At 62.9% G+C, this 13439-nt stretch carries 10 protein-coding genes; 4 read left to right on the forward strand and 6 right to left on the reverse strand.

Going from position 1 to position 13439, the window contains the following annotated elements:
* Window positions 1-22: 22 nt before the first annotated feature.
* From AC0L2Z_RS17845 to AC0L2Z_RS17855, 3 genes are all read right to left on the reverse strand, one after another.
* Complete coding sequence (locus AC0L2Z_RS17845) at window positions 23-3784, reverse strand: SPOR domain-containing protein (RefSeq protein ID WP_473628898.1); 3762 nt, start codon at window positions 3782-3784, stop codon at window positions 23-25.
* Window positions 3785-3887: 103 nt separating this feature from the next.
* Window positions 3888-5645: an arginine--tRNA ligase gene (argS, locus tag AC0L2Z_RS17850; RefSeq protein ID WP_473531105.1), complete on the reverse strand. Its 1758-nt coding sequence runs from the start codon at window positions 5643-5645 to the stop codon at window positions 3888-3890.
* Window positions 5646-5712: 67 nt separating this feature from the next.
* Window positions 5713-6927, reverse strand: a complete 1215-nt coding sequence (locus tag AC0L2Z_RS17855; protein WP_287177634.1) for a deoxyguanosinetriphosphate triphosphohydrolase — start codon at window positions 6925-6927, stop codon at window positions 5713-5715.
* A 131-nt stretch (window positions 6928-7058) separates the two neighbouring features.
* On the opposite strand from AC0L2Z_RS17855, the gene erpA reads away from it, so the two are divergent.
* The 4 genes from erpA to AC0L2Z_RS17875 all read left to right on the forward strand — a co-directional run bounded on the left by erpA (window position 7059) and on the right by AC0L2Z_RS17875 (window position 8993).
* Window positions 7059-7406: an iron-sulfur cluster insertion protein ErpA gene (gene erpA / locus AC0L2Z_RS17860; RefSeq protein ID WP_473628899.1), complete on the forward strand. Its 348-nt coding sequence runs from the start codon at window positions 7059-7061 to the stop codon at window positions 7404-7406.
* Between the two features lie 3 nt (window positions 7407-7409).
* Window positions 7410-7802, forward strand: a complete 393-nt coding sequence (locus AC0L2Z_RS17865; protein WP_023802579.1) for a VOC family protein — start codon at window positions 7410-7412, stop codon at window positions 7800-7802.
* Between the two features lie 7 nt (window positions 7803-7809).
* Entirely contained in the window at window positions 7810-8604 is a 795-nt protein-coding gene (xth, locus tag AC0L2Z_RS17870) for an exodeoxyribonuclease III (protein WP_473628900.1), read from the forward strand.
* A gap of 98 nt (window positions 8605-8702) precedes the next feature.
* On the forward strand, window positions 8703-8993 hold the full coding sequence (locus AC0L2Z_RS17875) for a hypothetical protein (protein WP_287077202.1): 291 nt from the start codon (window positions 8703-8705) through the stop codon (window positions 8991-8993).
* 87 nt (window positions 8994-9080) lie between these two features.
* Here AC0L2Z_RS17875 and AC0L2Z_RS17880 read toward each other — a convergent pair whose 3' ends face one another.
* The 3 genes from AC0L2Z_RS17880 to AC0L2Z_RS17890 form a co-directional block, all read right to left on the reverse strand.
* Window positions 9081-9917 (reverse strand): tetratricopeptide repeat protein, encoded by an 837-nt coding sequence (locus tag AC0L2Z_RS17880; protein ID WP_023802582.1) that lies wholly within the window; start codon window positions 9915-9917, stop codon window positions 9081-9083.
* A complete protein-coding gene (gene ilvD / locus AC0L2Z_RS17885; RefSeq protein WP_473628901.1) occupies window positions 9904-11628 on the reverse strand; it encodes a dihydroxy-acid dehydratase in 1725 nt (574 codons plus the stop codon). Before ilvD ends, AC0L2Z_RS17880 begins: the two co-directional genes overlap by 14 nt.
* Window positions 11629-11906: 278 nt before the next feature.
* Window positions 11907-13127 (reverse strand): OmpP1/FadL family transporter, encoded by a 1221-nt coding sequence (locus AC0L2Z_RS17890; protein ID WP_473628902.1) that lies wholly within the window; start codon window positions 13125-13127, stop codon window positions 11907-11909.
* Between the last annotated feature and the right edge of the window lie 312 nt (window positions 13128-13439).

Genomic DNA, 13439 nt, shown 5'->3' on the forward strand with positions numbered 1-13439 from the left:
AGGGCGGGAGATTTGAAAATGGTTAGCGCGACACGAAACAGTTGCCCCCGGCAGCCTTGTAGTTGGTGCACAGGCTGATCGCATCGTTGCGCGACTTCGCCGGGACGCGAACGCGATAGAACGTTCCCTTGCCGGCGATCTCGGCCTTGACGATGTTGGCCGTGTGGCCGGAAAGCACGCTGCCATAGCGACGCTGCAGATCCTGATAGGTCGACTGGGCGCTTTCGACGGTCGGCTGCGAGGCGATCTGCATCGACCACGAGCCACCGCCGGTCGAGGCCGCCGCCGGACTGATGGACGCAACCTGGTCGGGCTTGACCTCACCGACGACGTCGACCGGCTGGTCGGACGGACGCTGCGGCGCCACCGGAACCGTGGCCGGCGTGTTGGCAGGCTGGTTGGTTTGAGCTTCAGCCTCAGCCGTGGGCACGGCGGCCAGATTGACTGCTTCCGGCGCGGCGGTTTCGGCCCGGTCGCCGGCCGCTGGCTCGCCCACCGGGTCGCCGCCCAACAGGTCGCCACTTGCCTGGTCGGCAACAGACGCTACGGTACCGGTCTGCGCCGCTTCGCCGGCCTGACCCGCTGGGGCGACAAGCTGCGGCGCCGGATCGACAGGCTCGACGGCAGCCACCTGCGATACCGCAGGCGCCGGATCCTCGCGCGCAACCAGTGAACCATCAGATTTGACCACCATGGTTCTCACCTTGCGTGGCGCAACGGCGACGACATCCGGCTCGATGCCCTGCTCGGCCTCTTGCAGAACCTGGGCGATACGATCCTCGGACTTGGGTGCTGGCGCGGCGGCGTCGGCATTCCCGGCCGCTTGCGTGCCGCCGGCCGCTTGCGTGCCGCCGGCCGCATCGGCGGCTTCAGCCGTGTCGATGTCGTCGGGCGAAAGATCGACCACACGACTCTGCGGCGGTTCCCTGGCCGCCACGTCCACCGGCTCTTCGGTATTGGTGACCAGTTTTTCCTGGACCGGTTCGGCAGGCCTCGCGCCCCCCTTGGCCACGGCGTCGTAAACCTTGTTGTCCTGGTTCGGCACGACGGTGCCGCCCGGGTTTTCCGGCCTGACCTTGATCGGTGCGTTGTCCGCCTTGACGATGACCGGCGCATCGGTGCCGCCGTTGCCGCCGAAAGACAGCGCGAAGGCGCCGAGACCGCCGGCGATCGCCACGGCGCCGACGACTGCGGCGACCAGGAGGCCGCGGCTCCGGGGCCTCGCGGCATGCTGCTCGGCCAGGCCTGGAACCGACATGGCCTCATCCAGTTCGGGGTCGTAGTCGAGTTCGTCCAGGGCAAAATCGTTGGCTTGCGCTTGCGAAACCGGCCGACCGCTGGGCAAGTCGCCCAGATCAAAGCCGCTGGCGGCATCGGCGTAAGACGCACTGACGGGCGCTGCTGCCAGTCTCGCCGCATAGGTCCGCGTTTCAACGCGGTCGGGCTCATGGCCTGACTGGAACCCGGCCGCTGACTGGAACCCTGCCCCCGGCTGGGGTCCGGCCCCCGGCTTGAATCCGGTATTGTAGGATTCGTCGTCATAGACCGCGCTGCGCGCCGGCCCGGCAGCGACGTCCACGGCATTCATTTCCGAGAGAAGGTTGGCGAACTCGGTATCGAGATCGTCATAGGCAGGCGCCGGCGGTTCGTCTTCATTGGAGTCGAGTTCCGGAATATCGAGGTCGTCCGCCAGCGCCACGACGCGCTCGGGCACATCGACCGTCTCGACATCGGGCATCTCGTCATATGCAGAGGCTTGTTCGCTTTGCGCTGGCGCAGGTGCCGCATTGGCGGCATCGTCTTCGGCCGGCTCATCCTGATAGGCCGGCTCATCCTGATAGGAGGGTGCCGCAGCGGTTGGCGGTGTCGTTGTTTCTGTGGTCGCCGAAGCCGTCGGCTGGGCTGCAAAGGCGGGTTGCGGCTGTGCCACCGGCGTTACGCGGCTCCACGAACGGGCCGGCGCAGGCGCGGCGGAGGGTGCCGTCATCCAGCTGAGCGAATCATTCGGATCCTGCTGTGGAGCGGCGGCCGCAACGTCATCGCCATGATCCAGACCGATGTCCTTGGCGAAGGCGGCGTGCAATGCATCGTCGTCGAAATCGATATCAGCCGGTCCGGCAGCTTCTTCAGCGCCGAAATCATGGCCCTCGAGCCCGTCGAGGAGAACGGTGTCGAGATCGGCGTCGGCGGCCTGGACCGCGTCTTCATTCGACTGCTCCGAAAGGTCTTGCTCGTCAAGGCTCCCGGCCAGTTCGTCGGTGGGATCCACTGGTTCGTCGGCGGCTTCTCCAGCCGCGGCTACAGGTTGCTGAACCATGGCGGCCGCGGACCCTGCCACCGGGGCAGCCCGTGCGCTCATGGTGCCCAACAGCGCGTTCAATTCGTCTTCGAGGCTCCGCTCCTCAGCGATGGCGGCTGACGCCGTCGGTTCGGCTGCAACGCCGGGGGCCTGAGTAGCCGGCGCCTCGGCTTCATCGGCAAGCGTGTCGTCGAAGCTCAATTCAAGATCGTCGTCGAACGCATGTTCCGGGGTCGCGGTGGAAGGCTCGTCGTCCTTGGCGTCGATAGAATCCGGCTCGTCAATTTCTGGCTCGTCGACTTCGACCGGCTCAGCCGTGCGAATGTCGAAATCCATGTCGACGTCATCCATGTCGACGTCGGGCATGGTGTCGTGGTCGGCAAAGTCCTCGTCGGACTCATCCGAAACGGCCCGAATGGGCGCAGCAGGAGCTTCAACAGCGGCCTCGATCGGCTCATGCTCGTCGAGCGTCAGCTCGTCTTCTAGCGAGCTTGCGACGGCGTTGTCGAATTCATCGTCGAACGCGGGTTCGGCGCCCGGCGCGGCGATGTCTGCGGCTTCGGCGGCCTGCTCCACCGGCACGTGCTCGTCGAGCGTCAGTTCGTCTTCGAGCGAGCTTGCGACGGCGTTGTCGAATTCATCGTCGAAGGCGGGGTCAGCGGCCGGCGCGGAGATGTCGGCGGCGGTATTCTGTTCGTCCGTCGCATCGTCGTCCAGCCGGAAATCCTGTTCGAGCGACGCAGAGAGTTCGTCGTTTACCGGCAAATCGTCTTCGAACGGCGACACGTCTTCGAGCGAACTGGCGATCGCATGGTTAAAATCGTCGTCGAACACCGCTTCAACAGCCGGCGCGGATACTCCGGCAACACCGGAACCCAGGTCGGCGGCGGCAACGGCATGGGCAGTTTCGTCCGCCGTGTCGTCGTCCAGCCGGAAATCCTGTTCGAGCGACGCGGCAAGCTCGTCGTTCCCAAGCTCGTCGTTTCCAAGCCTGTCGTCCACCGGCAAATCGTCTTCGAATAGCGACACGTCTTCGAGCGAACTGGCGAGCGCTTCGTCGAAATCGTCGTCGAAAGCAGCTTCAGCAGCCGAGGGAGTTCCGGCAACGCCAGAGCGCACATCGTCGGCAGCAATGGCAACGGCGGTTTCGTCTACCGCATCGTCGTCGAGCAGGAGATCCTGTTCGAGCGACGCGACAAGCTCGTCGTCGATTGGGTCAGTAGCAGCCGCGTCGAAAGCCGGCTCGCGAAGCTCGGCTGCGCCGTCATTGGCGTCGCCGCCGAATTCGCCCATCAACTCCTTCTCGAGGTCGATGCCGAAATCGCCGTCGTCCGCTGGCTGACTTGCTGCAGCCGCCGTCGACTGGGCCTGCGGCTTGACCGGCTCGCGCGGGTCGAAGCCCATGATCCTGGTCAGTTCCGCGAACGGATCATCGCTGGCGATATCGTTTTGGGCGGCTGCTTTCAGCTGGGTTCTGTCTGCCATTATTGTTCCCGAACTCGCACTCATTCGGACGCCGTGGACGTCGCGCAGGGTTGGCCCTTACCAGCGCAATGTGGGCAAAAGGTGACAGGTTTTTTAGTCAAACCTAACGCATTTCGGTGGGCGCATCGGCTCCGATCAGCGTCAGGCCGGACGTCAAAACGTCCGATACAGCCTGCACCAGCCCTAGTCTGGCATGGGTCAATTGTCGGTCGTTAACCTTAACAAAACGTAAGTCGGGATTTTCGGTGCCGCGGTTCCAATGTCCGTGGAAGCTGGAGGCGAGATCGTAGAGGTAGAATGCCAGCCGGTGCGGCTCGAGCGCAAGTGCCGCGGATTCGATCAGCCGCGGATATTCGGCAAGCTTCCTGATCAGGCCGATCTCGCCTTCGTCGGTCAGCGAAGCGGTGGCGGCGGCCAGCCGATTGCGGTCGAAATTGGCCTCGCCCAGCTGTTCGCTCGCCTGCCGGAACACCGAATGGCAGCGCGCCGAGGCGTACTGGACGTAGAACACCGGATTGTCCTTCGACTGCTCGGTCACTTTGGCGAAGTCGAAATCGAGCGGCGCATCGTTCTTGCGGTAGAGCATCATGAAGCGGATCGGGTCGCGACCGACCTCCTCCACCACTTCGCGCAGCGTTACGAAATCGCCCGACCGCTTCGACATGCGCACCGGCTCGCCCTCGCGAAAAAGCTTTACCAACTGACAAAGCAGCACGGTGAGCTTCACCTCGTCGCCGGAAATCGCCCGGGCGAGCGCTTCCAGGCGCTTCACATAACCGCCATGATCGGCGCCAAGCACATAGATCAGCTCGACGAAACCGCGATCGACCTTGTCCTTCAGATAGGCGACGTCCGCGGCAAAATAGGTGAAGGTGCCGTCCGACTTGACCAGCGCCCGGTCCATGTCGTCGCCGACCGCTGTCGAGCGGAACAGCGTCTGCTCGCGATCCTCCCAGTCGTCCGGCTTCTCGCCCTTGGGCGGCGGCAGCTTGCCCTTGTAGATATGGCCCTTGAGGGTCAGGTCGTTGATCGCCGAGCGGATTTTCCGGGCGTTGTCGGCGTGCAGGGTGCGCTCCGAGAAAAAGACGTCGTGATGCACATTGAGCAGCGCCAGATCCTCACGGATCATTGCCATCATCGCGTCGATCGTCCTGTCCTTGACAATGGCAAGCGCTTCTTCGTCCGGCATCTGCAGCAAGGAACGGCCAAATTCGCTCGCCAAAGCCTGACCGACCGGCACGAGATAGTCGCCCGGATAGAGCCCGGCAGGAATCTCGCCGATGTCGTCGCCGAGCGCCTCGCGGTAACGCAGCATGACCGAGCGGCCGAGCACGTCGATCTGCGAACCGGCGTCGTTGATGACATATTCCTTGATCACGTCATAACCGGCGAAGGCCATCAGATTGGCGAGCGCATCACCCACCACCGCGCCGCGGCAATGGCCGACATGCATCGGTCCGGTCGGGTTGGCCGAGACATATTCGACATTGGCCTTCTTGCCGCCGCCAACGGTCGAGCGGCCGTAGTTGCGGCCTTCGCCGAGCAGCGCAGTCAGATGCACCTGCCAGAACGCGTCCTTGAGCCTGAGATTGACGAAGCCCGGACCGGCAACGTCTGCAGCGGCGATGTCCGGGTCGGCGCGCAGCGCTTGCGCCAGCCTTTCAGCCAGTGCGCGCGGCGGCTGGCCGGTCGGCTTGGCCAGCACCATTGCCGCATTGGTCGCCAGGTCGCCATGGCTGGCGTCGCGTGGCGGCTCGACGGCGACGCGCGACAAGTCCAGCGAACCGCCGTCTTTGTCTTTCAAATCAAGCGCTTCGACGGCCTTTATAATTCGCGCGTTGAAATCGGCGAAGATGTTCATTGGTGTGGCCCTGGCTCTGGCGGCTTTGCGGGAATCCGGTCTATTGGCCGGCAAAATCGAGCCCCGCCTAGCTTAATTCAGGCGTATGGTCAAACAAACGGCGGTGTTCCTTCAAAGCGTAGGTATCCGTCATGCCCGCCAGGAAATCGGCGACGCTGCGCGCCTTGATGCGATCATCAGCCCGGTCGAGCCCTTCGCGCCAGCCATCGGGCATGGCGCGCGGATCGGCGAAATAGACCTCGAACAGGTCGTTGACGATCTGCTCGGCCTGGTTGCGCACGCGCACGACTTCGCTGTGTCGATAGAGATGCTTGTAGAGAAAGGCTTTCAATTCCTCTTCGAAAGCCGCCATTTCGGCTGAAAAGGTCACCATCGTCTCGCCTGCCGCCCTCACCGCGTCGGCGCTGTCCGGCTTGATGCGGGCCAGATTGGCGGTGGTGGAGACGATGACATCCTCGACCATCATCGTGATCTGCCGGCGCATCAGTTCGTGCCCTGTCCTCACATCGTCCAGCGCCGGATAGCGCTGACGCACGCCGTCGAGGATCGAGCCGGGCAGCGAGACATTTTCCAGCATGTCGAGCTTCAGAAGGCCCGACCTTAGGCCGTCGTCGATGTCATGGCTGTTGTAAGCGATGTCGTCGGCGATCGCCGCGCACTGCGCCTCGATGCCGGCGAAGCGGTCAAGTTCGAGGTCGTGCAATTCCGAATAGTCGCGGATCGCTTGCGGCACCGGCCCCTTCAGCCCGTTTCCGCTGGCGTCGGTCAGCGGTCCGTTGTGCTTGACCAGCCCCTCCAGCGTCTCCCAGGTGAGGTTCAGCCCGTCGAATTCGGCATAGCGGCTCTCCAGCCGCGTCACCACGCGCAGCGACTGTGCATTGTGGTCGAAGCCGCCCCAGGCCGCCATCTTCTTGTTCAGCGCATCCTCGCCGGTATGGCCGAAGGGCGTGTGGCCGAAATCGTGCACCAGCGCCACCGCCTCTGCCAGGTCCTCGTCGCCGCGCAGCGCCCGCGCCAGGGCGCGCGCGATCTGCGCCACCTCGATCGAATGCGTCAGCCGGGTGCGGTAATGGTCGCCCTCATGCGCGACGAACACCTGCGTCTTGTGCTTCAGCCGGCGGAAGGCCGTCGAATGGATGATGCGGTCGCGGTCGCGCTGGAACGGCGTCCGGGTCGGGCTCTCCACCTCGTCGAACAGCCGCCCGCGCGACTTTGCCGGATCGCAGGCATAGGCCGCGCGTGGCCGATAGCCGAATCCGATGTCGCCCAACTCATTTGTCATCGCCCCAACCGATTTCCATAACCCCAACCAATTTCCATAGCCCCAATCAATTTTCCATAGCCTACGACGCAGTTGACTTGCCCCCTCGCGCTTCATACCTATCATGTGAAACCGAAAGCAAGGTGACGCCCATGGGCGCTGATGCCAAGACCGCCATGAAAGTCGAGATGACCGACGCCGCCGCCAGGTGGATTGCCAAGATTGTGTCTGGCGAAGTCGGCAAGACGGCGCTGCGTGTTTCGGTCGAGGGCGGTGGCTGTTCCGGCTTTTCCTACAAGTTCGACCTGGTCAACACCCGCAACGATGACGACGTCGCCATTGAGAAGGACGGCGCCACCGTGCTGATCGATGACCTCTCGCTGGTCTATATGGGCGGCTCGGTGATCGATTTCGTCGACGATCTGATGGGCCAGTCGTTCCAGATCAGGAACCCGAATGCGGTCGCCTCGTGCGGCTGCGGCACCAGCTTCAGTATTTAGAGAATGCCTACCATTAGCGCGGTCCGTCAGGTCGCGCTTTCAGCCGGGCGCGATCTCGATGCAACGCTGGCGTTCTGGCAAGACGTGCTTGGCATGGCCGTGCACGTGCGCTTCGATCCGCCTGGCATCGCCTTCATCATGGCCGGCGATGTGCGGCTGCTGTTCACCGATGGCCTGCCGGCCGGCACCGTCTATCTCGACATTTCGGGCCTTGACGATTTCCACGCCTCGGCAAAAGCCGCCGGTGTCCCCTTCACTGCGCCGCCGATGCTCGTCCACCGCGATACCGAGGGCCTGTTCGGGCCGGCGGGGGAAAGCGAATGGATGGCCTTCCTAAAGGATCCGGCAGGCAATACGATCGGCCTCGTCGAACGCCATCCGCCCGAGCAGCAATGAGGCCGTCATGAAAATCGTCACCTGGAACATCAATGGCGTTCGGGCCCGTATCGGCAATTTGACCCACTGGCTGACGGAAAGCGCACCCGATATTGCCTGCCTGCAGGAGATCAAGACGGTCGACGAGCAGTTTCCGCGGGCCGAGATCGAGGCGCTTGGCTACAACGTCGAAATCTATGGCCAAAAGGGATTCAACGGCGTCGCCATCCTGTCGAAGCTGCGCTTCGACGAGGTCATCAGGGGCCTGCCGGGCGACGATGCCGACGATCAGGCGCGTTTCATCGAGGGCGTGTTCTCGACCGACAAGGGCGCGTTGCGCGTTGCCTCGCTGTATTTGCCGAACGGCAACCCGATCGATGACGAGAAGAAGTTCTCCTACAAGCTATCCTGGATGGCGCGGCTGGAGCGCTGGGCCGAGGAAAGGCTCGCGCTCGAAGAGGCGCTGGTGCTGGCCGGCGACTACAATGTCATCCCAGAACCGATCGATGCGAAGTTCCCGGAGAACTGGCTCGGCGATGCGCTGTTCCAGCCGCAGACCAGGCAGGCGTTCCGCCGGCTGAAGAACCTCGGCTTCACCGAAGCCGTGCGCGCGGTCAGCGACTCGCCGAACATTTTTACGTTCTGGGACTATCAGGCCGGCGCCTGGCAGAAGAACAACGGCATCCGCATCGATCACTTGCTGCTCTCGCCCGAGGCCGCCAATCGCTTTTCCTCGGCCTCGATCGAAAAGCATGTGCGCGCCTGGGAAAAACCCTCGGATCACGTGCCGGTGGCCATCGAACTGGGTTTTGCGCCAATCTGATCGTTTCGCGGCCCGAACCGCCGGATTCCCGGTGGATGGACCGTCATATCGCCATAATCGGGGTTTCCGCTGCAATCAGGGTTCGGCCGGGGTTCAGGATGACGATCAGGTTTGCGATTTGCCCATGTGCCGCCGCGCTCGCCCTCGCGGCAACGTCGGCGTTTGCCAATCCTGCATGCCTGGCCAACGGAACATCATTCCAGATCGGCCAGGTCGCCTGCCTGACGCTTTCCGGCCGGAGCCATCTCGCCCGCTGCGACATGGTGCTCAACAACACGTCATGGACAAGGATCCGCGACGATTGTCCTAAAACCAAGCTGGCGCCGCCGGCCACGCCGATTTCAACGCCGGAGTCCGGTCCCGTTCCGACGCAACCGACCGAGAATTGATCTCGATTTTTTCTTTTCGAGATCCCCACTCTTCCTGACTATTGACCCAGTCTTTCCCAACTGTTGGCTTCGTGACTGGCTTCGCGACTACCGGTCGCCGCCACCCTTGGTGAGGATGTCGTCGGCCAGCGAAATCGCGGTGCGGCGGTCGGCCTCGCCCGCGGCGGCAAATGCCTCTTCCTGCATGCCGCGTATCCACGGCTGGTCGGAAGGCGCGGCTCGTTCAAGCGCCGCGGTCATCATCGCCAGCCCCCGAACGATCTTGCCGCTCTGGAAGAGCAGATGGCCGAGCGTCGCCTGCGCGCCGGCATGGCCCTTTTCCGCAGCGAGTTGGAACCAGCGTCCGGCCTGCTTGATGCTCGCCTTGACGCCGCCCTTGCCATTCAGGAAGATCTGGCCCATCTCGAACTGGGCATTCGGGTTGCGGTAATTGGCGGCGGCGCGCATGTAGTACTCTTGGGCCGCCACCTCGTTCTCTTTGATCGGGCTGCCGGGGATGCCCTTCCTCAGATAGTCGCCGAGCGCCACGAGCGCGTCCGAGACATAGCTCTCTTCCGGCGAACCGGGCTCGACGTCCTGGTCGACGATCTCGCTGAAGAACTTGAACGCCGCGTAGTCGTCGCGCTCGACGCCGTCACCCTCGGCATACATGCGCGCAAGCTTCCAGGTGGCGCCGATCTGGCCGTTTTCGGCCGCGTATTTATAAGCCTCAGCAGCCTGCTCCTTGCGGCCGTTCTTGTAGGCGGAGAAGCCGAACTGGAACACCGCCCACGGGCTCGACTGCGGCTTCACGCCGGTCTTGTCGTCGAACACCTTGTCATCGAAGGCCATGGCCTGGCCTGCGGCGCCCAAGGTCGCGCCAAAAGTGGCGATCGCGACCAGTGCCGAAAAGACAGACAGCCTCAGCAACTCAGATATCCGCATAACAATGTGTTTCTCTCGCACCACCGGGATGGGTGACCGCCCCGTCGCGGGCAGGCCCTACCGTTTGTGCATATTTCCAGATCGCGCCCGACTGATAGTCGGTCGCGCGCGCCTTCCATGCCTGTGCCCTGGTCGCCAGTTCGGTGTCGGACAGCGCCACCTCGATGGTGCCGTTCACCGCGTCGATCGAGATCAAGTCGCCATCCCTGAGCAGCCCGATCGGGCCACCCACAGCGGCTTCCGGCCCGATATGGCCGATGCAGAAACCGCGTGTCGCGCCCGAAAAACGGCCGTCGGTGATGAGAGCCACCTTGCCGCCCATGCCCTGGCCATAGAGAGCCGCCGTCGTCGACAGCATTTCGCGCATGCCCGGACCGCCGCGCGGTCCCTCGTAGCGGATCACGAGGACCTCGCCTTCGCTGTAGCTGCGATCCGTAACCGCCTGGAAACATTCCTCTTCCGAATCGAAGCAGCGTGCCGGACCAGAGAATTTAAGCTCCGACATGCCCGCGACCTTCACGATCGCGCCTTCGGGGGCAAGGTTTCCCTTCAAGCCCACGACGCCACCCGTTCGGGTGATTGGTCGGTTGGCGGGACGGACCACATCCTGGCTATCATTCCAGGCAACGTGCTCCATATTTTCGGCTAAAGTGCGGCCGGTCACGGTCAGGCAGTCGCCATGCAGATAGCCGTGGTCGAGCAACGTCTTCATCAAGAGCGGAATGCCGCCGGCCTCGAACATGTCCTTGGCGACATATTTGCCGCCCGGCTTCAGGTCGGCGATATAAGGCGTCTTCTCGAAGATCCTGGCGACGTCGAACAGGTCGAACTTTATCCCGGCCTCATGCGCGATCGCCGGCAAATGCAGCGCCGCGTTGGTCGAGCCGCCGGTGGCCGAGACCACGGTCGCCGCATTCTCCAGCGCCTTCGGAGTGACGATGTCGCGCGGGCGGATATTTTTTGCGATCAGCTCCATGATCTTTTCGCCGGAGGCGAAATTGAAGCGGTCGCGCATCTCATAGGGCGCCGGCGCCCCGCAGGAATAGGGCAGCGCCAGCCCGATCGCCTCGGCGACGGTGGCCATGGTGTTGGCGGTAAACTGGGCGCCGCAGGAGCCGGCCGACGGACAAGCCGCTTGCTCGATTTCGAGGAGTTCGGCGTCGCCGATCGTGCCGACCGAGTGCTGGCCGACGGCCTCGAACACATCCTGCACGGTGATCTGCCGGCCCTTGTAGGAACCGGGCAGGATCGAGCCGCCATAGATGAAGATCGACGGCACGTTGAGCCGCACCATGGCCATCATCATGCCGGGCAGCGACTTGTCGCAACCGGCAAGGCCGACCAGCGCATCGTAGCAATGGCCGCGCATGGTGAGTTCGACCGAATCGGCGATGACCTCGCGCGACACCAGCGACGATTTCATGCCCTGGTGGCCCATGGCGATGCCGTCCGTGACGGTGATGGTGCAGAATTCGCGCGGCGTGCCGCTAGCCGCGGCGACGCCCTTCTTGACCACCTGCGCCTGGCGCATCAGCGAGATGTTGCAGGGTGCCGCCTCGTTCCAGCAGCTGGCGACGCCGACCAGTGGCTGCGCGATCTCGGCCGCCGACAAGCCCATCGCATAAAGATAGGAGCGGTGCGGCGCACGCGCCGGACCGACGGTCACATAGCGGCTGGGCAGCTTGGCCTTGGAGATGACTCTGGCGTTCATACTCTTCCCTTGCCGCGAGCGATGCGACCTGCCCCACCGCCGACCCTTTTGGCATGCCTTGAGACGTATTCGAGGTGCGCCGGGTTTATGGCGGGAAGTAGGCAATGTCGGCGGGCGCCGTTATGGCGGGAGGGTTGCCCGGGAACTGTTGCCAAAACATCACGATCGCGTGAGGCAGAGGGAAGCGGCCTCGTTGCGACGCCGCTTGGTTCGCCGGCAAGCCCCTCAAGCAAAAAGGCCGGGCGTCGCTCGGCCTTTTTGATATTGAAAACAGATGCTTAGAACTTGACCTTAACCGAAGCTGAGCCAGCAAGCAGCAGATCGTCGTCATATGTGTAGGTGATGGCATTTGCCGTGTCGCCAACGCCGGTGAAGGTCGACGACCCACTGGTCAGGACACCGATCGAGCCACCAAGTCTGACCTCGATCTTGTCATTCGGCGAATAGGAGATGCCGCTGGCGACCGCCCAAGTGTCGGACTGATAGCCGGAGGTCGTCGAGGTTCCACGATCCCAGGTCAGCGAAACCGCGGCCGACAATTGGTCGGTGAACTTGTGCGCTATGCCGCCCGTGACCGTCCAGCCGTCGCGATAAAGCAGATCGAAGGAAACTGGCGAGGGAGCACCGGTCACCGGGCTACGCACACCTTGGATCGGAATGATGCCAAGCTTGCTCCATTCCTGCCAGCGGATAGAACCAAACGCCAGCCAGCCAGGCGCTATGCCGCTCTGCAGCTTGAGTTCCACCGCCTGGGGTATCTCGGCCGAGGCGGAGACAGGGAACACCCCGGTGGCGCCTGGAACGAGATCCGCTGGAAAGGCGCCCCTGAACCCGGTCGTGTCGACGGTTCCCGACAGTTCGTCATATTTGTAGCTGGAAGAGTAGACCAGGCTTGCGCGCAAGGCGATTTCGGGAATTTCATAGGCGGCGCCAGCACGCCAGCCCCACGCCTCGTCGGAAAGCTGGAACTTGCCGAGGCCGGTATTGCCGAAGGCCAGCAAGGTCTGGCGCGACAGGAATGCATCGACCTCCTGGTAGGAGACCCCGCCGATGAAGCGCAGGGCGCCCTTGCCGACATTCACCTTGTAGGAGCAGGTAAGCCCGAAATCATTTGTTCTGACGTAGTATTCGACCGCTGATGGCGAATAGGCGTTGTTCCTTCCGAAGTCCGCCTCAGCACCATACGGTTCCGTATAGCTCGCAAGGCAATCCACTGGCTCAAAGATGTTGGCCTTGATGCCGATGCGCGGCACCGCATAGTCGCCACCAACGTCCACAGACGAAGACGACAGTCCCGAGCCATCCAGGCGCCGCACATTCTTCAGTGTGCGCTGTGGCGAAACATAGGTGACGCCGGCGTCGATCGAATATGGCGTGGCATCGAACAACTGGTCGATGTTGACACCGCCCCGGTCGAAGCCGCCGGCGTTGACAACGCCCGACATCAACAGCGAAAAGCACCCCGCCCCCAGCAGCGCTTTCAGACGCAAATTGTTCATGAATGTCCTCCCCTAGTACGAATGGACTAAGCTAGACCCAATTCAGGTTAACGGCGCAACAACGAATTCTCGATGCGTACATGTACGCCTCGCCGACCGTATTTCAGACAAGGTGACAGCTTCACCGCAGAGCCGGAAAACGACCCATTTGGCTGCAAATCGAGCAAAAAACTCGGAAAAACAAACCTGAAACTGCGCAAAAACCGCCCGTTTTGCGGCAACCGAGCCCATTGTTACATTATGGCAACAATGGGGCCAAAACATTCCGTTTACGTCAAGATTTACGCTGCGGAATGCCTATTTTTCGTGCAG

The organism is Mesorhizobium sp. WSM4850 (assembly GCF_055811735.1).

What these genes read in the sequence shown, in the direction of transcription:
- AC0L2Z_RS17845 (WP_473628898.1), bottom strand. Translation starts at nt 3,784, where the DNA reads ATGGCAGACAGAACCCAGCTGAAAGCAGCCGCCCAAAACGATATCGCC.
- argS (WP_473531105.1), bottom strand. Translation starts at nt 5,645, where the DNA reads ATGAACATCTTCGCCGATTTCAACGCGCGAATTATAAAGGCCGTCGAA.
- AC0L2Z_RS17855 (WP_287177634.1), bottom strand. Translation starts at nt 6,927, where the DNA reads ATGACAAATGAGTTGGGCGACATCGGATTCGGCTATCGGCCACGCGCG.
- erpA (WP_473628899.1), top strand. Translation starts at nt 7,059, where the DNA reads ATGGGCGCTGATGCCAAGACCGCCATGAAAGTCGAGATGACCGACGCC.
- AC0L2Z_RS17865 (WP_023802579.1), top strand. Translation starts at nt 7,410, where the DNA reads ATGCCTACCATTAGCGCGGTCCGTCAGGTCGCGCTTTCAGCCGGGCGC.
- xth (WP_473628900.1), top strand. Translation starts at nt 7,810, where the DNA reads ATGAAAATCGTCACCTGGAACATCAATGGCGTTCGGGCCCGTATCGGC.
- AC0L2Z_RS17875 (WP_287077202.1), top strand. Translation starts at nt 8,703, where the DNA reads ATGACGATCAGGTTTGCGATTTGCCCATGTGCCGCCGCGCTCGCCCTC.
- AC0L2Z_RS17880 (WP_023802582.1), bottom strand. Translation starts at nt 9,917, where the DNA reads ATGCGGATATCTGAGTTGCTGAGGCTGTCTGTCTTTTCGGCACTGGTC.
- ilvD (WP_473628901.1), bottom strand. Translation starts at nt 11,628, where the DNA reads ATGAACGCCAGAGTCATCTCCAAGGCCAAGCTGCCCAGCCGCTATGTG.
- AC0L2Z_RS17890 (WP_473628902.1), bottom strand. Translation starts at nt 13,127, where the DNA reads ATGAACAATTTGCGTCTGAAAGCGCTGCTGGGGGCGGGGTGCTTTTCG.